Here is an 18,835-nt window from a genome sequence, read left to right as displayed (position 1 = left end):
GTGCCCAACTAAATGATGGCAACTAACAATAAGGGTTGCGCTCGTTGCGGGACTTAACCCAACATCTCACGACACGAGCTGACGACAACCATGCACCACCTGTCACTTTGCCCCCGAAGGGGAAGCTCTATCTCTAGAGTGGTCAAAGGATGTCAAGACCTGGTAAGGTTCTTCGCGTTGCTTCGAATTAAACCACATGCTCCACCGCTTGTGCGGGCCCCCGTCAATTCCTTTGAGTTTCAACCTTGCGGTCGTACTCCCCAGGCGGAGTGCTTAATGCGTTAGCTGCAGCACTGAAGGGCGGAAACCCTCCAACACTTAGCACTCATCGTTTACGGCGTGGACTACCAGGGTATCTAATCCTGTTTGCTCCCCACGCTTTCGAGCCTCAGCGTCAGTTACAGACCAGAGAGCCGCCTTCGCCACTGGTGTTCCTCCATATATCTACGCATTTCACCGCTACACATGGAATTCCACTCTCCTCTTCTGCACTCAAGTCTCCCAGTTTCCAATGACCCTCCCCGGTTGAGCCGGGGGCTTTCACATCAGACTTAAGAAACCGCCTGCGCTCGCTTTACGCCCAATAAATCCGGACAACGCTTGCCACCTACGTATTACCGCGGCTGCTGGCACGTAGTTAGCCGTGGCTTTCTGGTTAGATACCGTCAAGGGGTGAACAGTTACTCTCACCCTTGTTCTTCTCTAACAACAGAGTTTTACGATCCGAAAACCTTCTTCACTCACGCGGCGTTGCTCGGTCAGACTTTCGTCCATTGCCGAAGATTCCCTACTGCTGCCTCCCGTAGGAGTTTGGGCCGTGTCTCAGTCCCAATGTGGCCGATCACCCTCTCAGGTCGGCTATGCATCGTGGCCTTGGTGAGCCGTTACCTCACCAACTAGCTAATGCACCGCGGGTCCATCCATCAGCGGCACCGTAAAGCGCCTTTCAAAACGAAACCATGCGGTTTCGATTGTTATACGGTATTAGCACCTGTTTCCAAGTGTTATCCCCTTCTGATGGGCAGGTTACCCACGTGTTACTCACCCGTTCGCCACTCCTCTTTTCCCGGTGGAGCAAGCTCCGGTGGGAAAAGAAGCGTTCGACTTGCATGTATTAGGCACGCCGCCAGCGTTCGTCCTGAGCCAGGATCAAACTCTCATAATATGCTAGTTCCTCACAGCGAAAGCTGATGTGGAACTGTAGTTCGAAATTTACTTTCGAACATCATAATAGTTCATTTGTTAAGCTCAATTGTTTGCTAGCATATTGCTTGCTTGTTAAAAATGTTTGTTGTCTTGAATTGAATCAAGACGCCCTACACATTTGGTTTGTCTTACTTTGTTCAGTTTTCAAAGGTCTACGTGATAAATGAAACACAACTGTCTCAACTTATCGTTTGTGATTGCCGTAGCAACTTTTATATCTTAGCAAACTCTCAAATGATTGTCAACTATTTTTTAAAAGTTTTTCGAACTCGTTTTTCACGAGGTCGTTTTAGCAACTCACTTATCATAACTCGTTGTTTGTTATTTGTCAACACTTTATTTCGCTTTAAATTCTTACGTATAAGCATTTAATAAGGCGAGGAAATAATTCAACTCCGTTATATTAACATGGTTTTATCTAGTGGTCAATAGTTTTTTCGATGTTTTTCTGAATATTTTCAAAAGAACTTATTTTCGAATCAACGTTGTCTAATTTACCATGCTAACCACCTAGCGTCAATACTTATTTTTAAGTAGAAAAAAGACAAGGTTTCCAATTATTTTACGATCATTCGGATTATCCATGCATTTAATTGTTTATTTTATAAAATAAGTTAAAAATCAATTGAATCCTGAACATTCTCTTCTACTTTCCTTTTAAATAGACAAAAAAAGAAGTTTGAAAGATATTCAAACTTCTCTGAAAGTTTTGCTTGGCTCCAAAAAATGATCTCCTATTTTATTCGTCGATTCTCAAGCAGTCAACGATACACCTACGAACGGCATCCATTTCTCTTTGGTAGAGGTACTTGAATCAATTTAAAAAATTGGTACACCATCTACTTCATAAATCCCTAGTACCGTACGCATTTGTCCTGGATCTTCCCAATGATAACCTTCGCCTAACTGTTCTTGTTGATTTTTTTGTTCCGTTTCAAAAACAAAAAGTGGAACATTTTCTTGATTGATATGGGTGTTCGTCAACTCCATCAAGTTGATTTTACTCACATCAATATGAACGATTTCTTTTAAGAAACTAAGTATATTTGCTAAACCAGTCTTATCATTTGAGTGGTCTGCGCATGCGAACTCTAATTTATTCTCTCTTGAATGAACTAAAAATTTTTTAGATCCATCCTCCAAATGCAACATAATTGTACCAGCGACTCTTTTGTTTGCCAAAATTTCCACCTCGATCAACTTGTTTATGGCTTACAAGAGAATTTTAGCATATTTTCAGAAAAAATACACTTTTATTTCCTTGATTCTTTTTTATCTAATTGGATCAATGCTTCCTTGATCCATATAGGTAACTGTTTTTCAATCGTTGCAAACCCGATTTTTTTATTTTTATTAGTGAAGTATCGTTTTCTTCGGTATGGGATCGATGGTACTTTCTTTTCTAAGGTACGTAACGACAGACTGATTTTATTCGAATACTCATCAATATCAATGATTTGTACAGTCACCGGTTGCCCCACCTTCAATAATGTATGAATACTTTTCGTATAACCAGATTGCACTTCTGATACGTGGATCAACCCTTGTGTCTCTTCATCTAATGAAACGAACGCTCCATATGGTTGTATTCCAGTAATTTTCCCTTTGATTATTTCGCCTATTTTATAAGTCATATACTTCCCTCTCTTCGCATTTATCATTATACTGTAAATATTAAAAAAAAAGAAGTTCTGTTCTTGCATGTAGATATGGAGGTCTTATAGATGGAACAATTTGATGAAATAGTTTCAAGACTAAACACAGATAGCGTAAAATGGGATGCCATCTCACAAACTTATCGTAGGAATGATCTTTTACCTTTATGGGTAGCGGATATGGATTTTCCTGCACCTCATGGAGTAACAACAGCTTTTCAAAACTATCTGCAAAAAGGCATTTTTGGTTATTCAACCGTACCGGACAGTCTCTACCGATCAGTGATCGACTGGGAAGAAAGGCGCCATCATGTGACCCTAACTAAAGACCACATCCTTTTCACTAGTGGGGTCTTAGCTAGTCTCTCATTGGCGATTCAAGCATTTACAGCTCCAGGTGATGCAGTGTTGATTCATGATCCAGTTTATCCGCCATTTGGTGCAATTGTTGAAAGTAATGAGCGTCAATTGATTCGCAGTCCTTTAAATAAAACAGCCGATCATTTTGAAATGGACCTTCAAGATATGGAAGAAAAAATCGTCTCAAACAAGATAAAAGCAATGATTCTATGTAATCCGCATAATCCAGGTGGTCGTGTTTGGACCAAAGAAGAGCTCAAACAGTTAAGTGAACTCTGCTTAACATACGACGTCTTCTTATTTAGTGATGAGATCCATCAAGATATCGTCTTTTCCGGACATGACTTCACCTCGATGCAAACAATTGATCCTGCCCTTTCTCGATTATTGATCACATTCACTTCAGCAACTAAGACATTTAATCTAGCTGCAATAAAAAATTCAATGGTCTTCATTAAAGATCATGATTTAAAAAGTCGCTTTACGAAACAATTAGAAAAAAATCAACATCAAGGAATCAATACTTTCGGACTGCTAGGCACTCAAGCTGCTTACGAAACTGGTGAGGAATGGTTAAATGAGTTATTAGTTTATCTGGAAGAAAATGTCCAAGAAGTCATTACCTTCTTTACTAAGCATCTCCCTGATGTCAAAGTGATGAAGCCAGAAGGAACGTACCTTATATGGCTTGATTTTTCTGCCTATATGGACGATGACCTGCTACTTGAAAAGAAGCTGATTGAAAAAGGCAAAGTCGTCTTAAATCCTGGGATCAGTTTTGGACCAAGCGGTCATTGCCATATGCGTTTGAATGTCGCTTGTCCAAGATCAGTATTAAAAGAAGGACTTTTACGTATCCAACGTGCTTTCAGTTAGAAAATGGAAAAAGTCATTGGACAAAAAATGTTAGTCTTTCCTACTTTGTTACCATCCAAACAAAAAAAGCACCGAACAGCAAAAGTATTTTCTGCTTTTGCTGTTCGGTGCTCTTTAAGAGCTTAGTATGTTTAAAATTTTACTTTATTCAGAAATCTCAATCGTTTCGATCACTACATCATGTACTGGACGATCTTGTGGTCCACGTTGCGCATTTGCGATATCATCGACTGTATCCATTCCTTCAAGTACATGGCCAAACACTGTATGACGGAAATCAAGCCATGGTGTTCCACCATTTTTATACGCTTCAATGATTTCGTTAGGGAATCCTGCTCCTTCTAACTGACTAAGCATGTTTTCTGGCACATTTGTGTTGTTGACGATAAAGAACTGGCTGCCATTTGTATTTGGACCAGAGTTAGCCATTGATAGTGCGCCACGTAGATTGAACAATTCGCGGCTGAACTCATCTTCAAAACTTTCTCCGTAAATGCTTTCGCCTCCCATGCCTGTACCGGTTGGGTCGCCTCCTTGAATCATGAAATCAGGGATCACACGATGAAAAATCACACCATCATAGTACCCTTTTTTTGCTAATTCAACAAAGTTTTGGACTGTTTTAGGTGCTAACTCAGGAAATAGTTTTACTGTAATATCTCCGCGGTTCGTTTTTATAAGAGCTTTAGGCCCCTTTTCATTCATAAGATCAAGTTGTGGAAATGCCATTTTTTCTTCCTCCTAAAAAATTCTGTCTTCTTGTGTAATCATAACATATTCTATTGATATACGGTAAAGATGAGCCACAAGAAAATCAAAAAAACGATGTTGTAGAATGCAAAGACGAATAAATACTTTTTTCTCCATTCCGGATATTGCTTGATGACTAATTTGTAAGAGATCAAACTTGCCATTGAAGCAATCAATGTCCCTAATCCTCCCAAGTTCGTCCCAATGATCAAACCCTTGATATTTTCTGTATAACTTGATAATAGGAGCGCCGCAGGAACATTACTAATCAATTGACTTGCAAAAATGCTTGCACTAACTTCATGATGCGCCACACTTTTTTCAAAAAAGGCTTGGACAACATCTACTTGTTTGATATTCCCGATAAATATAAAAAGAAAAACAAACGTAAATAATAAGGAGTAATCGATTTGTTTAAAGAGGCGACGATTATTGCCTAGGATACTGACACTCACTAAGACCAATACGACATAATGAGGGATGATACCACTTACAGCTAGAAGGCATGTTAAAAATAGACCAAAATAAAAAATGAGTTGTGTTCGCTTTAACATTATCTCTTCTGTCTTCGCCAGATCGATGGTATTATTTTTGATTCTTCCATAGATCAACATCACCAATAATATGGCAGCAGCTAGTGTATATGGAAGCATCAACTGTAAAAATTCGAGCAGTTTTAATTGTGACTGTGCGAATAAATAAAGATTTTGTGGATTACCGATCGGAGTGAACATACTTCCTAGATTACCCGCAATCGTCATTAGAGTTACGACTAAAGGAATCAATGTTCGCATGCCGATCCTTTCTACTATCAATAGACCAAATGGTACAAAGATGATCAGTGCCACATCATTCGTAATCAGCATACTACTGATAAACGTGAGAAACACTAAAATCAAAATGATCCCTCTCGTATTTTTTGTCTGGGTGATCAAATAATTGCCTAGATAATCGAAAAACTGTTGTTGCCGTATCCCTTCTACAATCAGCATCAAACAAAAAAGAAGAATCAATGTGTGAAAATCGATATAAGAAAAATAATTGAAGTTTGGCGGGATGATGAACATGGTACCTATTGCTAATAGAAAAGACAGCGTCAATACTCCGTCTTCTTTTGCATTGCTTGTTATTCTTTTAATCATAAAATTCTACCTCTTAGATTCAAACACTTCGTACTAGTAAAATAACTCTTTTTAGTTAATATTGAAAGTAAATAAACTATATGTTAGATCACTCCTTATATTTTAGTAACTGCTCGTTCCATCATTAAACTATTTGAGAAGAATTCTCAATTAAATTCTGTTATAGTGTCACCAAGGGAGGAATTTCAAATGGAAATTTACGATATTACAATTATTGGTGCAGGGCCGGTTGGCATGTTTGCAGCTTTTTATGCTGGTATGCGCCAAGCGAAAACCAATATTATTGATAGTTTGCCTCAACTTGGCGGACAGTTAACTACCTTATACCCTGAAAAATATATTTATGACATTCCTGGTTATCCAGCAATCAAAGCGGTTGATCTTGTTAATAATTTAAAGAAACAATTGACCACTTTTAATCATACATTTCATTTAAATGAAGAAGTTCTCTCACTTTCCAGAGAAGACGAGATCATCGAGATCACTACTACGAAAGGTATCCATTATTCAAAAGCTGTGATTCTGACGCTAGGAAGTGGTTCTTTCCAACCAAGAAAGCTGAATTTAGAACATGCTGACCTATACGAAAACCACGGGTTAGATTATTTCGTGAACGACTTGATGAAATATGCAGGAAAGAAAGTTGCCATTGCTGGCGGTGGGGATTCAGCAATCGACTGGGCACTGATGCTTGAACCTATTGCGAGCGAAGTTTATTTGATTCATCGTCGAGACGCATTTAGGGCTCATGAACATAGCGTCAATCAGTTGAATCAATCCTCTGTAAATGTATTAACGCCTTATTTGATTGAGCGTTTATCTGGTTCAAATGGAGAGTTGTCAGACATTCGTCTAAAAAAAGCTAAGACGGAGGAAACGATTGATCTCATGGTTGATTCATTGATCGTCAATTATGGGTTCACTTCTAACTTAGAGCATTTGTCTTCTTGGGGACTTGAAAGTTCCAGAAATGCGATCACCGTCCACTCCGATATGTCAACTTCAATTCCTGGTGTTTATGCTGCTGGCGACATTTGTAGCTATGAAGGAAAAGTGAAATTGATTGCCACGGGATTTGGAGAGGCACCGACTGCTGTCAATAACGCGTTACATTTCATCAATCCAAAAGAACGTACGCAGCCTGGTCATAGTACAAGTCTTTATGATAAAACATTTGGACCAAAATAACTCAGCTGCTTTTTTATAGAAGAAATGATTCTTGCTTTTTGTACGTACTACGTTACCATTATAGATAGAAAGAAGAGACGGAGGAATCAAAAATGGTCATAAAAACAGAAACCTTAGAAGAAAAAGCGCGAGATCTCCTAAAAGAACGTGGGGTAACAATCGAGGATATCGCTGAATTAGTCATGTTTTTACAAAAAGACTATATCTCAGATTTAAGCTTGGAGGATTGTGCGGAAAGTATTAACGCAGTCTTGACAAAGCGTGAAGTCCATAACGCGATCATTACTGGCATCCAATTAGATATCTTGGCAGAACAAAAACAATTGATGAGCCCTCTTCAGCATATCATTGAAGATGATGAAGGATTATACGGAATAGATGAAATTTTAGCCTTGTCGATCGTCAACGTTTATGGAACGATTGGCTTTACCAATTATGGCTATATTGATAAAGTAAAACCTGGGATCTTGAAAAAGTTAAATAGTCACGATGGCAAAAATGTCCATACATTTTTAGATGATATCGTGGGAGCAATTGCCGCTTCTGCCGCAAGCCGTTTAGCCCACCAAGAACCGGAAAAACGGAGCCGTTTGACACAATAATCAAATAAAAATAAAAAATCATCCATAAAAATCGCAAAAGGATTTTTATGGATGATTTTTTGCTATATCCGAAAAAGCAATCAACGCGCTACCCGAAAGTGATTGTTTAATTGTTCCCCTTTTTCAATTCTATTTTGCCAACAAGAACCATCAAAGCGAAAAATAATTCGATAAGCACAAAAAACAGAATGAAACAATGCATAAAGTATTGCTCAGGTAACACATTGATGATTGGATCAGTCTGAGGATCAAACAACCAGTCATCATTATTGAAAAATGTTTCGTGAAAAAGAATAAAAAAACGATCAAAACCAATCAACATGAAAAAGCCAAAAACAAATGGTAGGACCATGCCGATTTGAAAAGGACGGATCAGCCGCCACAAACGTTGGTCTCTTTTCAATTGACGAAGGAACAAACCGCTTGGGATCAATGTTAGTAGCAACACCCCATAATTAAGCATGAATAATAACTTTACTTCATAAAAATGATGTAAGCCACTCGCTGACATTGGAAAGTCAGGAAGTGCCAACACTTGCTCAAAAGGATTATTCAGATACCTCATCAATTGATCATAATTTTGGAGTAATGTTGGTTGATCCACGGTGGTGTAATCCAAGATACCTAGATGTCCGATATCAAATACATAAAGTGGACGAAAATTGATCGTTATTGCAATTGCTAAAGTGAGCAACGTCAGGAACAAACTAACCATCCCCGCATACTCCACCCATTGCCATCGTTTATTTTTCATTGTTTTAGAAACTCCATTCATCTAACGATTGCAAGACGAAGGTTGCTGGTGTTGGTAGTTGTGGGATGTCTTCTTCTTTCGTAAAACCTGACAATACTAGCAAGGTGTCAATGCCATTACGAATCCCTGCTTGGATGTCAGTTTCATAATTGTCCCCTACCATGATGACTTCTTCTTTGTTCAATCCTAAAAGTTCCACTGCTTTATCCATAATGATAGCTTCTGGCTTACCAATATAGACCGGTGTGGTTTGTGTCGCTGTCTCTACAAAAGAAACAACCGAGCCAGCTCCAGGTAATAATCCTCTTTCTGTAGGGATATTTTTATCAGGATTCGTACCGATAAACGTTGCCCCTTTTTGGATCGCTAAGGTTGCGGTCACCACTTTTTCGTAAGTCAAGTGATTGTCTAGACCTACTACGACGTAATCAGGGTGTTCTTCTTCCCATACAAACCCTGCCTCTAAGATCAAATCTGTCAAGCCAGCTTCACCGATCACATACACTTTATTTCCTTTAGCGTCTGATTTCATGAAATCAATTGTCGCTAGAGATGCTGTATAGATCGTTTCTGGTGAGACATGGATATCAAACTCAGTGGCTAAACGTTGTGCCACTGTTCCCGGTGTTTTTGTCGTATTGTTGGTTACAAATAAAAAGGGCGTCCCATTTTCCTGTAACTGTTCGACGAATCGTTTTCCTGCCGGTATCGGCTCCGTTCCACGATAGATCGTTCCGTCTAAATCGATCAAATAGCCTTTATAATTCATAGGATCATTCTTCCCTTTGTCTAATAGTAAAATTCTTTTTAGAAGTTGATTTTGTTGGGCGTTCTGACGATTTTTCAGTTCCCTTTGTTGTTGCCTTAGTAGTTGCTGGTTTACGATTTTTGATCACAGGTTGTTTGCGTACTGATTCAACGGGCGCTTTTTTTTCATCGATATGCGCTTGATTGTTGCGATTCGGATTTTTTTTCTTTTTGCGTCGTTGGGTGTTTTTTTCTTTTTTTCCACCAATACGTTCAATGACAAAATATGCGCAACCAAAATTACAATATTCGTATAAATAATCTTCTAATGCATCAATTCGCTGATCTGGGTGAGCACGTCGATTCGTGGCATCAAAAAAGCCTTTCAAACGTAGCTGTTCGTAACCCCAGTCACCTACGATGTAATCGTATCTGGTAAGCACTTCGCTATATCTCTCACCAAGCTTCTCAGCATTGAAACCTTCCCGGTAATCCGTTACGATACGATAAGGTCTATCACCAATCAAAAGATTCGTTTCATCTGTCAATGTGACGATTTCTCCCTTGACTTTCTCTGGCTTCGTTTCCTCGATTATTTCTTCTAAAACTGCCGTCACTTCTTCGGTCACCGTTTGTTCTTGTGAGCGATCGACCGTTTCTTGACTCTCTTTTTTGTCACTGTTGTGTTGTTTATTTTGTTTCGTCGACATGCTTTCACCACCTATTTTTCTATTATACCTTCTTTTTCATTGGTTGGGTAGTGAGCATTTAAGTAGTCTCCCACTACTGTGCGAATAAATTCGGGAAATAAAAAATCGACCTGTCCGACAATTTCGATGGTTGGAAAAAAAGGAACAAACATCAGATGGTCCACCGTAGTAACGGTATAATTCTTTTTCTCTTCGATTGGTTGTTTTTGCCACAGAACTTCTCGGTTGACCGCATCATATGTGATCCCATTATAGAAAATCTCACCAAATATCTGACCACGAAATCCCATTCCTTTGATAGGAAAATTCCGTAAGAAGAGTCGACTTTTTTCGATTTCCAACACTAAGCGAATCATATCCGAGCCTTTCAGTGTAACGTTGATCAAATGCATCGGATGAGGTAATGCGCTATGGAGTTGATCTTGATCTACCAGCCCTTTAGGTACGCTATTCAAAAAAAGCCCACTATTTAGAAATGATGCTTCTGTGTTCCCTCTTTCTTTTACCGCTTCTAAAGCGATTTGGATAAAGGAATGTTCATCAAATAAATCAAGTGATAAGTCAAATGGTAGATCTGCCACTTTCTTTTGAGCTAAAAGACGATGTCCTTGTTCAAGATAACCGGCGATTTCTTTCTCATCCTCTACGAATGCAGTCATGGTATCTGTCGGAATCGCTTTGGCGTAGTGTCCGACGATTTTTTTATTTTCCAATGAAAGATGTACTTCCCCTACATATTGCCCAAATTTTCCGGCAGCGGCTAATTGTACCTCATTTACGACTTTCCCATCAATAAAAAGATGATGGGTATGTGAACCTAAAATCACATCGATTGCAGGGATTTCTTTTGCAATCTGTAAATCATCTTGGATCCCTAGATGACTCATTAAAATAAGGACGTCTACCTGGGGACGCAATTGTTCCACTAGTTCGGGCAAAAGGTCATAAGGTTGGCGGATATCCCAACCATTTGGATTATATGTCAAAGGAAATGGCGCAGTAAAAGCAATTAGACCGACTTTTGTTCGTTGCTTTGTTTCGATGATTTTATATGGCTTTGTCCACACTGGTGGTTGCAAAGTATTTTTATCGAATAAGTTGCTCAGTAGCACATCAAAATTCGCGTGATCATATAAATGATTCAACTCATTCTTGGAATTACCTACACCTTCATTATTCCCTATAGTTGCTGCATCATAGCCGATTTGATTCATTAGTTCAACATTGGCATGACCATTCGTTGCTTCTGACAAAGGATGCCAACGATCAACGAAATCCCCAAGATCAACCGTGAGAGTTGTCGTATTATTTTTTTTCTCATTTTCACGCTTTTTTTGCTCAAGGAATCTTCTGATCCGTGGCCAGTTTTCAAGATGAGAATGTAAGTCATTCGTGTGTAAAAGAACGATTTCTTCCACTGTTTGTTCCACCTCACTTTTTTTCATCATACCATAGGGTTCCCCTTTGTTCACATGGAAAGTTTTGCACAAAAAAAAGGTACTTAGACTTTTTTACAAAATCTAAATACCTTAAACTTGCCTCTAATAAAAAAAGCCCTTTAGGCTTAATAAATCCAATCAATCAGACACATGGCGGCACCTGCTTAGTGCTGCTTCCTTCCGGATCTGACACGCTTCACAAGCCCACCATTGTCCTAGCCTTTCGGCAAGGAATAGTATACCGCATTTTATTATCCTTGGCTAGTCCTTTTTTAATTTCTTTTTCTTTGCTCGCAAATTTCTAAAAAACACAGATAAAAGTTCACCACATTCTTCTTCTAATATCCCGCCTTCCACATCGGCTTGATGGTTGAAACGTTCATCCTCAAGTAAATTCATCAATGTCCCTGCGGTTCCTCCTTTTGGATCATAGGCACCAAAGTAAACTTCTTTTACGCGAGAAAGAATCATGGCACCGCTACACATTGGGCACGGTTCTAACGTGACATATAATTGTGTTTCCTCTAAACGCCAACTTCCGATTGCCTTACATGCTTCTTGGATCGCAATCATCTCAGCATGTGTTGTTGCATTTTGTGTTGTTTCTCTCAAATTGTGTCCACGCCCAATAATCTGTCCTTGGTGAACCACGATGGCGCCGATTGGTACTTCTGCTAACGCTTCTGCTTTTTTGGCTTCTTCAATAGCCACACGCATCCATTCTTCTTTTGTTCGCTGTTGTTCTGTTTCTTCCACTTGTACTCCTACCTTTTTTAGATTTACTTATCTTCTCTATCAAACATAGTATAACTGGCTTTTTGGTGAAGTACAAAGAGTTTTTCCTTATCGCCGTGTCCTATGGTAAACTAGTGAATGAGGTGAAGTAAATGAACACAGAAAAGTTACTAGGATTATACCCAAATGCACAAAAAAAGAATACTCCTTCTTCTGATGATCGAATTCTTTCACTAGTCGTAGAAGATTACTTCTTGTGGATCGATAAAAGTTCCTTGTCCGTTCAAGAAGAGAAACTTTTGAAAGCGTTATTTCAGAAAACAAACACCTTAGACAGACATCCTTGGTATCAATATTTATTTGAGGAAAAGGGATATGTATGTGAAGAAAGCTGCCGAATCATTCAGTTACATTTTGAAAAGAGATCCGATTTCTTACAAAAAGAATGGCGAGAAACAATTTCTGGATTATTTCCCGAAGCTCTTGATTTTTTTCTTTACACAGAGACAGATGCGTTGATCATCGAAAGAAAGCATGCCAATTATTTGAATACGGCAGATCTTAAAGGTATCTTTTTATCTCTTGATGTCGATTTTGATATGACGACACAAGCCTTTGTCGGTTCATTCCATTCAGCTGGACAAAATCTAACCGCTATGTTCAATGAAGAACGAAAAATTTTCCTGAATAAACGAACACAAATACAAGTAGCCGACCAAACGACTTCCATACAAGAAATTGCCTTATATTATTATACAAAAGAATTAGTTACATCCAGTCAGCTAACAAATGAATATCAAGAAATAATCCGTAGTTTTAAAATGGAAGACATCATTATCGAACTGTGGAAGAATTTTGGGAATATCAGTTCAGCGGCTAAGCAACTCTTCATGCATCGAAACACTCTCCAATATCGGATCGAAAAGTTTGACGAACAAACAGGCTTCAATTTAAAAAAAGCAGATGACTTACTCTTTTGTTACCTCCTTTTGTTACACATATAAAAAAAGGAACAAGCAGCAATAAACATCGCCTTGCTTGTTCCTTTTTTCGATCAATCCAAAGAGAATCGTTTTTAGATCATTTTCTCAACAAGTGACATCAGACGACCTTTCGCATCTTCTGTCGAGTCTTTGATAGAGTCACCGTAGACAGAAATTTTCTTTTTGCCAGATTTAATCTTTGCTAGCATGCCCATCAATGAATCTAAATCGCTATCTGATAAATGGTCGACGACATCTAATAACTTTTCATTCCCATCAAATTTGTCATACACGAATTTTTTTACTTTTGTTCGGTTACTTAGATGATGGATTTTTTCGATCACTTTGCCAGAAACAACTACAGCTGTTGCCACACTTGCTGCTGCTGCGACACTTAATCCAATCGTTACTTTTGTTGATGTTTTCATAATTATCAGCTCCTTTTTATCTACTACAATCATATCACAGTCAAATAGATAAGCGAACTAATTGCTATGAGCCCTGCCCGATGAATAGCAAAAAAATTTACAAAAAGCAACTACTGTCTTGTTTTATTATTTGCTTTTGTAAGACGCCTCATTTGGCATTTTCGGTTTCAAGCAACCTTAGTTTGATGCGTTAAAAAAAGCACCTCCTTTTTGGAGATGCTTCATACGAACAACTAAAGTAAATCATCCATCCAAAGAAATGTAAGGTCAATTAACCGGAACGTATTGGATATTTGTTAGCATTTCAGGCAAATCATCTTCTAATTCTGCTAACTTATTCCAAATCAATGTCATTGTCTCAAAAAATTCCTTTGATGATTTATCTGAATTTAAACTTCCTAATGCGTTCAGCCAAAGAAGTTCTAATAAATACGCTTCTTTGATTCCCGTATGTTCTCTGACAAATTCTGAGAACGTTCGTTTGAACAACGAGGCCATGTCTAATTCGGATTTGATAACTACTCCTCTAATACTCTCATGAATCGAGAAAAACTCCTTCAATAAATGAACGACACTGAAAAAATCGTCAATAACGTATTCAGCTAAATATCGATCAAAACATATCGTGATCTCTTCGATAATTTTTTCTTTTAGTATACGGATTGATTTAAAATGTGCATAGATCGGGTAAGTAGAACAGCCACAAAAAGAAGCTAAACTTCTCGCTGTGATTGTCGATAACCCATTTTCTTCAGCATATACCATACTCTTAAATAGTAAATATTCTTTACTAAAATTCGTCACTCTTCCCACGAAACCATCCATCCTTTCCGATTATCTTATTCATATCCGGCAATGATTCTTTTTTTAATTTCCCATGACGATCCAGCGCATTCGCTAGTAGGAAAAACTTATGTAAACCATGAAGAAACAAGTTTTGATAAAAAAAAACGATAATAACATATTTCGGGGGTTAAAATATGTCTCTTTGTAATAGAAGCTTGATTTATCTAATGCTTCGCCAAAAATAAGATTTAAAAAATAACGATATCCTCAATTAAATAACATTGTATTCCCTTATCCAAGATTATTTAAATGATTCCAACTTGACAAAATAAGCAAAGAAATAAACAATAGAATAGATAACTGATTATCATTTCTTAAAATAACAAGTTATATAATCAAATTCTATTACTATGTGAGAATATCATACATTGAAAACACTTTCCACTCACATTTTATGTCACCACTAGTACACTAATTGTCAGAAAGGAGTCCATCATGTTAATCGATGCAAAAAAGAAAGAGTTATTAGTCCTCTACACGATCGCTCAAAAAAGTCAATGTACGTTAAAAGAACTTGCGGATGAACTGACTATACCTAAACGGACAATCAAAGAATTGATTCGAAAGTTGAATACTACGATTGAACAGCAATTGAGCATTTCTACTTTTATTTTCTCTACACACAAAGGAGAAATAACTATATCTGATGAATACCAAGAAATAAAAATGATGATTTATCACAAGCTCAAACTTTTTTATTTAAGAGAATCCAATCGTTTCAACTACTTATTGCTTATGGTCAATTATCCCAAAGCGTATGTTCCGAAAAAATATTTATTGGAGCAATTATACATATCCCACTCTTACTTAGAAAAATTAACACACCAATTGAATGAAACACTTCAAGATTTTGAAATCGAGATTGTTTCATCTCAGGGCTGTTATTTGTTCAAAGGAAACGAATTATTTATCCGACTCTATTTGTTTTTTATCCTATCTGATGCTTTTCAAGGGTTGGAATGGCCTTTTGACAAATTCAAATTGAGCCAACTAAAAAGAGAGCGGCGATTATCCAAAAAATTGCTCGTTTCAAAGCATTCATTGAAATATCAAGAAAACCTGTATTTGCTGATTGCTATCTTTACGCTTCGTACACAACAATCATCATTGATCACCTCTGAATCTAGTGAGGTCTATGCTATTTTAGAATTGCTACAACAGGTACAAGATGTCTCCGGTAGTTTTAAACATCATTTGTTTCATCTTTTACCACATGAAATCGCCATTGATGAACTATTGCATTTTAATTTTTTGATTTATTGCTTTTTTCCTAATCTCATTTCAAGCCAGCAGAAGAGTTTGATTGGTTATACTTTGACGAATAAACGTAATCATCTATGTATGAAAATCACCTCACTAACAAAAGAGCTAGCTCAAACCTTTCCAGTGATTGCATCATCTGAAAAAAGGTTTTTCTACAATTACTATCTTATGCTTTCTTTAATTTCTATTTTGATATTGGGAAATACAACTCCTTTTTTCTACTCGTTGCATTTTCCTAAACCAGCACTTGAGATTGATGAATCGAATGAACAAATACAACAAATACAACAAATTATCTCTGAAGTTTTTCATGACCATCCAAAAAAAACGTTGATTATTTATTATTTGAGTAGCTTGATCTATAACCTCTTGCAGTCGGAAACAAATGAAAAATTATTGATCTATGTACAAATGAATAAAACGCTGACAGGGAATTATCATATCCAAAATCGATTACGACAAGTATTTGACGAAAAAATGATTCGCTTGACAGAAAATCCAGAACAAGCAGATTTGATCGTCACCGATTGGTTTGATAAATTTCATCAAACGAGTAAAATTTTTTACCTTGATCCTAGTAAAGAAAAAGATTTGTGGGTAGATTTAGTCACAAAAATTCAACAACTCTATGTCAATAAAATGATTTGATTTAAAGAAAAGATAGGAGAAGCAAGCGTGTCTCCGTCTGAACTTTTAAATTAATACTAATTTTTCCAAAATAAAAAGTGAGTGGATCAGTCCAATCGACTGTCCCTCACTTCTATTGGTTTGTTCTAGTCTCGACGGTTGCCGCCAAAAAGCAAAATCAAACGTAGTAATTGTAAGAAAGTAGATAGCGCTGCAGCAACATAGGTCAAAGCCGCCGCAAATAGCACATGTTTCGCCATTGGTACCTCTTCTTCTGTCAGTAAGCCACCTTCACTTAAAATTTGGATCGCTCGTCTTGACGCGTTGAATTCTACTGGTAGCGTAACAAGTTGAAACAATAGTGCCAATGAAAAAGCGAAGATACCAATATTGATCAACGTCGTATTCCAACTAAATAATACACCTACCATGATCAACGGAAACGAAATCATCGAGCCAAAATTAGCGACAGGCACTAATGAAGCTCTGATTTTCAACGGCGCATAACCAACGGCATCTTGCACTGCGTGTCCACATTCATGGGCAGCTACCCCGATTGCAGCGACTGAGGTAGATTGTGCTGTAGCTTGCGATAAACTCAACATCTTGTTCCCTGAATTATAATTGTCCGTCAAATCACCGGCGATTTGTTGGACGCCAACGTTATTGATTTTCTGACTTTGTAAAATGAACTGGGCGGCTTGTGTACCAGTCACATTATTTTTGCTTCTGATTTTGTCATATTTACGAAAAGTACTATTGACGTAAGCAGAAGCGATTCCGGAAATAGCTAATCCAGCAATAACTAAAAGAAACGTTGGATCTAAGCCATAAAAACCATATCCATACATAATCGTTTCACCCTTTCCTCATTGCTTTTATTTTACCATTGTTCGAGTAGAATAATTGTGAAAAGAGATTGAATATTTTAATTCTTTTTGACAAATTCTGATTTCAGCTTCATCGGACCAAACCCTTCGATTTTACAATCGATATTGTGGTCTCCTTCAACTAAACGGATATTCTTCACCTTTGTTCCTTGTTTGATAGGTGAGGAAGCTCCTTTTACTTTTAAATCCTTGATAACGGTCACACTGTCGCCATCTGTTAAACGATTGCCGTTTGCATCAAGTACTACTAGGCCTTCTGCTTCTGTTTCTTCTGATGGTGTCCATTCGTTTCCACATTCAGGACAAATCAATAATCCCCGATCTTCATAAGCATATTCTGAACCACATACTGGGCAATTTGGTACTGTCATGTTGTTTCTCCTTTTTGTTCGTTATTGAGCAATATTATAACGGAAAAATAACAGTTTGAAAAGAGCAACTTATTATCAGAGCTCCTAGACTACCTACGCTGATTCAATCTCACTGACCTTGATTGCACATATCCCTGATAAAAAAGACAAGCAACTTCGATGAGTAAAAGGTTAAGGCAGAAGTAACCTGATCTCCGAAGAGGTCACTTCTGCTTAGACCATTTATTCGTGCAAAGGGAATAGATAAAAGAGAAAGTTACGTTTGCTTAAAATTTTCGATTTACTACTTGGAGTACACTTTTAACGTGTATAATTGGTGCAAGCTTCTTGTATTTCTTTGTAGATCTCTGCCACTTCTTGCAGGTCTTTTGCATTTGCGCCACTTGCCAAAGGATGGCCGCCACCATGATGTCGTTTGGCGATCTCGTTGATGACTGGTCCTTTTGAACGTAAACGTACACGATAATAGCCCTCTGGTTGTTCGACAAAAATCGCCCAAGCTAACACTTCGTCAATCACACCAGGTAAAGAGACGACAGCTGCGGTCTCTGAATCGACGATGCCATAGTTGCCTAACAATTCTTGTGACAATATCACTTTTCCGGCACCTTTTTCGTCAACTTCGATCGTTTGATAGACACAACCGGATAGTTTCGCTACTTTCATGGTGATTTGTTCGATTTCACGATTCAATTTGCTTGCGTCGAAAGAATACTTTCTTAACTCTGCTGCTAGTTCTAACGTGCGTCCTGTTGTTGAAGGATATAAGAACCTTCCAGTATCACCAACGATTCCTGCATACAATAAACGAGCAGAGTCGCTGTTCATTTTCAGCTCATCAGGGAACAGCAAAGCAAACTCAGCGATCATCTCACTACAGCTGCTAGCTTTCGTATCTACCCAAAGTAAATCACCATATGGTTCATCATTCGGATGATGATCGATTTTGATCACTTGCTCCCCTAAGGAATAGCGCTTATCATCAATACGAGGCGCATTCGCTGTGTCTGTCACGATAACTAATGCCCCTTGATAAAAGGCATCGTCGATTTCTTGCATTTCTGTTAAATAACGTAAGCCCTCAACGTCTTTTCCAACTTGACGAATTTCTTTTTCTGGAAAACTATTACGTAATAACTCAGCTAATCCCACTTGTGAACCTAAAGCATCTGGATCAGGTCTTTGATGTCGGTGGATCACGATTTTTTGATATTTTTTGATTTCATTCAAAATCTCTTCTTGTATGGTCATTTTCTTTCCTAC

19 protein-coding genes, 1 rRNA gene and 1 other RNA gene (1 of these 21 cut by a window edge) are annotated in these 18,835 nt (G+C 37.9%); 5 read left to right on the top strand and 16 right to left on the bottom strand.

Features of this window, described 5'->3' with window-relative positions; all coding sequences use genetic code 11:
• The 3 genes from IGJ19_RS03520 to IGJ19_RS03510 all read right to left on the bottom strand — a co-directional run.
• Positions 1 to 1,165, bottom strand: a 16S ribosomal RNA gene (locus IGJ19_RS03520) (it extends 396 nt beyond the left edge of the window).
• Positions 1,166 to 2,025: 860 nt separating this feature from the next.
• Positions 2,026 to 2,388 (bottom strand): hypothetical protein, encoded by a 363-nt coding sequence (locus tag IGJ19_RS03515; RefSeq protein ID WP_019724011.1) that lies wholly within the window; start codon positions 2,386 to 2,388, stop codon positions 2,026 to 2,028.
• Between the two features lie 71 nt (positions 2,389 to 2,459).
• On the bottom strand, positions 2,460 to 2,840 hold the full coding sequence (locus tag IGJ19_RS03510) for a CvfD/Ygs/GSP13 family RNA-binding post-transcriptional regulator (protein WP_071868052.1): 381 nt from the start codon (positions 2,838 to 2,840) through the stop codon (positions 2,460 to 2,462).
• 90 nt (positions 2,841 to 2,930) lie between these two features.
• Between IGJ19_RS03510 and IGJ19_RS03505 the strand changes: the two genes are divergently transcribed.
• Positions 2,931 to 4,097 carry a MalY/PatB family protein gene (locus IGJ19_RS03505; RefSeq protein WP_074802033.1) on the top strand — a complete coding sequence of 389 codons (1,167 nt, stop codon included), beginning with the start codon at positions 2,931 to 2,933 and terminating at the stop codon, positions 4,095 to 4,097.
• A 144-nt stretch (positions 4,098 to 4,241) separates the two neighbouring features.
• Here IGJ19_RS03505 and IGJ19_RS03500 read toward each other — a convergent pair whose 3' ends face one another.
• Positions 4,242 to 4,826 (bottom strand): peptidylprolyl isomerase, encoded by a 585-nt coding sequence (locus tag IGJ19_RS03500; RefSeq protein WP_034690848.1) that lies wholly within the window; start codon positions 4,824 to 4,826, stop codon positions 4,242 to 4,244.
• Positions 4,827 to 4,876: 50 nt separating this feature from the next.
• Positions 4,877 to 5,989, bottom strand: coding sequence for an SLC13 family permease (locus IGJ19_RS03495; RefSeq protein WP_074802031.1), 1,113 nt, complete (start codon positions 5,987 to 5,989; stop codon positions 4,877 to 4,879).
• 189 nt (positions 5,990 to 6,178) lie between these two features.
• On the opposite strand from IGJ19_RS03495, the gene IGJ19_RS03490 reads away from it, so the two are divergent.
• Complete coding sequence (locus IGJ19_RS03490; RefSeq protein WP_086334396.1) at positions 6,179 to 7,177, top strand: NAD(P)/FAD-dependent oxidoreductase; 999 nt, start codon at positions 6,179 to 6,181, stop codon at positions 7,175 to 7,177.
• A 92-nt stretch (positions 7,178 to 7,269) separates the two neighbouring features.
• Complete coding sequence (locus IGJ19_RS03485; protein WP_010736099.1) at positions 7,270 to 7,779, top strand: phosphatidylglycerophosphatase A family protein; 510 nt, start codon at positions 7,270 to 7,272, stop codon at positions 7,777 to 7,779.
• Between the two features lie 106 nt (positions 7,780 to 7,885).
• Here the strand turns inward: IGJ19_RS03485 and IGJ19_RS03480 are convergent, their stop codons facing one another.
• The 6 genes from IGJ19_RS03480 to tadA all read right to left on the bottom strand — a co-directional run bounded on the left by IGJ19_RS03480 (position 7,886) and on the right by tadA (position 12,185).
• Positions 7,886 to 8,533, bottom strand: coding sequence for a TIGR01906 family membrane protein (locus IGJ19_RS03480; protein ID WP_430604419.1), 648 nt, complete (start codon positions 8,531 to 8,533; stop codon positions 7,886 to 7,888).
• Between the two features lie 4 nt (positions 8,534 to 8,537).
• On the bottom strand, positions 8,538 to 9,302 hold the full coding sequence (locus IGJ19_RS03475) for a TIGR01457 family HAD-type hydrolase (protein WP_071868057.1): 765 nt from the start codon (positions 9,300 to 9,302) through the stop codon (positions 8,538 to 8,540).
• Positions 9,303 to 9,306: 4 nt separating this feature from the next.
• The gene (locus tag IGJ19_RS03470; protein ID WP_430604418.1) at positions 9,307 to 9,990 is read right to left on the bottom strand and encodes a YutD family protein; all 684 of its coding nucleotides are present in this window, start codon (positions 9,988 to 9,990) and stop codon (positions 9,307 to 9,309) included.
• Between the two features lie 11 nt (positions 9,991 to 10,001).
• Positions 10,002 to 11,408 (bottom strand): bifunctional metallophosphatase/5'-nucleotidase, encoded by a 1,407-nt coding sequence (locus IGJ19_RS03465; RefSeq protein WP_071868061.1) that lies wholly within the window; start codon positions 11,406 to 11,408, stop codon positions 10,002 to 10,004.
• A gap of 157 nt (positions 11,409 to 11,565) precedes the next feature.
• An RNA gene (gene ffs / locus IGJ19_RS03460) (signal recognition particle sRNA small type) lies at positions 11,566 to 11,650 on the bottom strand.
• Positions 11,651 to 11,690: 40 nt separating this feature from the next.
• A complete protein-coding gene (gene tadA / locus IGJ19_RS03455) occupies positions 11,691 to 12,185 on the bottom strand; it encodes a tRNA adenosine(34) deaminase TadA (protein ID WP_071868059.1) in 495 nt (164 codons plus the stop codon).
• Positions 12,186 to 12,316: 131 nt separating this feature from the next.
• Here tadA and IGJ19_RS03450 point away from each other — a divergent pair, with 131 nt between their 5' ends.
• Positions 12,317 to 13,168, top strand: coding sequence for a helix-turn-helix domain-containing protein (locus tag IGJ19_RS03450; protein ID WP_071868060.1), 852 nt, complete (start codon positions 12,317 to 12,319; stop codon positions 13,166 to 13,168).
• Between the two features lie 71 nt (positions 13,169 to 13,239).
• On the opposite strand, the gene IGJ19_RS03445 is transcribed toward IGJ19_RS03450, so the two are convergent.
• The gene (locus IGJ19_RS03445; protein ID WP_019723191.1) at positions 13,240 to 13,575 is read right to left on the bottom strand and encodes a hypothetical protein; all 336 of its coding nucleotides are present in this window, start codon (positions 13,573 to 13,575) and stop codon (positions 13,240 to 13,242) included.
• A gap of 267 nt (positions 13,576 to 13,842) precedes the next feature.
• The gene (locus IGJ19_RS03440; RefSeq protein ID WP_019723190.1) at positions 13,843 to 14,388 is read right to left on the bottom strand and encodes a hypothetical protein; all 546 of its coding nucleotides are present in this window, start codon (positions 14,386 to 14,388) and stop codon (positions 13,843 to 13,845) included.
• Positions 14,389 to 14,856: 468 nt separating this feature from the next.
• Here IGJ19_RS03440 and IGJ19_RS03435 point away from each other — a divergent pair, with 468 nt between their 5' ends.
• A complete protein-coding gene (locus tag IGJ19_RS03435) occupies positions 14,857 to 16,332 on the top strand; it encodes a helix-turn-helix domain-containing protein (protein WP_071866609.1) in 1,476 nt (491 codons plus the stop codon).
• 125 nt (positions 16,333 to 16,457) lie between these two features.
• On the opposite strand, the gene IGJ19_RS03430 is transcribed toward IGJ19_RS03435, so the two are convergent.
• The 3 genes from IGJ19_RS03430 to IGJ19_RS03420 all read right to left on the bottom strand — a co-directional run bounded on the left by IGJ19_RS03430 (position 16,458) and on the right by IGJ19_RS03420 (position 18,823).
• On the bottom strand, positions 16,458 to 17,162 hold the full coding sequence (locus IGJ19_RS03430) for a zinc metallopeptidase (RefSeq protein WP_074800715.1): 705 nt from the start codon (positions 17,160 to 17,162) through the stop codon (positions 16,458 to 16,460).
• A gap of 77 nt (positions 17,163 to 17,239) precedes the next feature.
• Complete coding sequence (locus IGJ19_RS03425) at positions 17,240 to 17,572, bottom strand: zinc ribbon domain-containing protein YjdM (protein ID WP_034688843.1); 333 nt, start codon at positions 17,570 to 17,572, stop codon at positions 17,240 to 17,242.
• 300 nt (positions 17,573 to 17,872) lie between these two features.
• The gene (locus IGJ19_RS03420) at positions 17,873 to 18,823 is read right to left on the bottom strand and encodes a DHH family phosphoesterase (protein WP_430604417.1); all 951 of its coding nucleotides are present in this window, start codon (positions 18,821 to 18,823) and stop codon (positions 17,873 to 17,875) included.
• Positions 18,824 to 18,835 lie beyond the last annotated feature (12 nt).

The organism is Enterococcus sp. DIV1368b (assembly GCF_050529595.1).
GTDB lineage: Bacteria > Bacillota > Bacilli > Lactobacillales > Enterococcaceae > Enterococcus_B > Enterococcus_B mundtii.
Note: the sequence above shows the minus strand (reverse complement) of the source record. Positions and strands in the feature narration are given on the sequence as shown.

Bases quoted from the DNA above. Each gene is read 5' to 3' on its own strand.
- IGJ19_RS03510 (WP_071868052.1), bottom strand. From the start codon at position 2,840: ATGACTTATAAAATAGGCGAAATAATCAAAGGGAAAATTACTGGAATA.
- IGJ19_RS03505 (WP_074802033.1), top strand. From the start codon at position 2,931: ATGGAACAATTTGATGAAATAGTTTCAAGACTAAACACAGATAGCGTA.
- IGJ19_RS03500 (WP_034690848.1), bottom strand. From the start codon at position 4,826: ATGGCATTTCCACAACTTGATCTTATGAATGAAAAGGGGCCTAAAGCT.
- IGJ19_RS03495 (WP_074802031.1), bottom strand. From the start codon at position 5,989: ATGATTAAAAGAATAACAAGCAATGCAAAAGAAGACGGAGTATTGACG.
- IGJ19_RS03490 (WP_086334396.1), top strand. From the start codon at position 6,179: ATGGAAATTTACGATATTACAATTATTGGTGCAGGGCCGGTTGGCATG.
- IGJ19_RS03485 (WP_010736099.1), top strand. From the start codon at position 7,270: ATGGTCATAAAAACAGAAACCTTAGAAGAAAAAGCGCGAGATCTCCTA.
- IGJ19_RS03480 (WP_430604419.1), bottom strand. From the start codon at position 8,533: ATGAAAAATAAACGATGGCAATGGGTGGAGTATGCGGGGATGGTTAGT.
- IGJ19_RS03475 (WP_071868057.1), bottom strand. From the start codon at position 9,302: ATGAATTATAAAGGCTATTTGATCGATTTAGACGGAACGATCTATCGT.
- IGJ19_RS03470 (WP_430604418.1), bottom strand. From the start codon at position 9,990: ATGTCGACGAAACAAAATAAACAACACAACAGTGACAAAAAAGAGAGT.
- IGJ19_RS03450 (WP_071868060.1), top strand. From the start codon at position 12,317: ATGAACACAGAAAAGTTACTAGGATTATACCCAAATGCACAAAAAAAG.
- IGJ19_RS03445 (WP_019723191.1), bottom strand. From the start codon at position 13,575: ATGAAAACATCAACAAAAGTAACGATTGGATTAAGTGTCGCAGCAGCA.
- IGJ19_RS03435 (WP_071866609.1), top strand. From the start codon at position 14,857: ATGTTAATCGATGCAAAAAAGAAAGAGTTATTAGTCCTCTACACGATC.
- IGJ19_RS03430 (WP_074800715.1), bottom strand. From the start codon at position 17,162: ATGTATGGATATGGTTTTTATGGCTTAGATCCAACGTTTCTTTTAGTT.
- IGJ19_RS03425 (WP_034688843.1), bottom strand. From the start codon at position 17,572: ATGACAGTACCAAATTGCCCAGTATGTGGTTCAGAATATGCTTATGAA.
- IGJ19_RS03420 (WP_430604417.1), bottom strand. From the start codon at position 18,823: ATGACCATACAAGAAGAGATTTTGAATGAAATCAAAAAATATCAAAAA.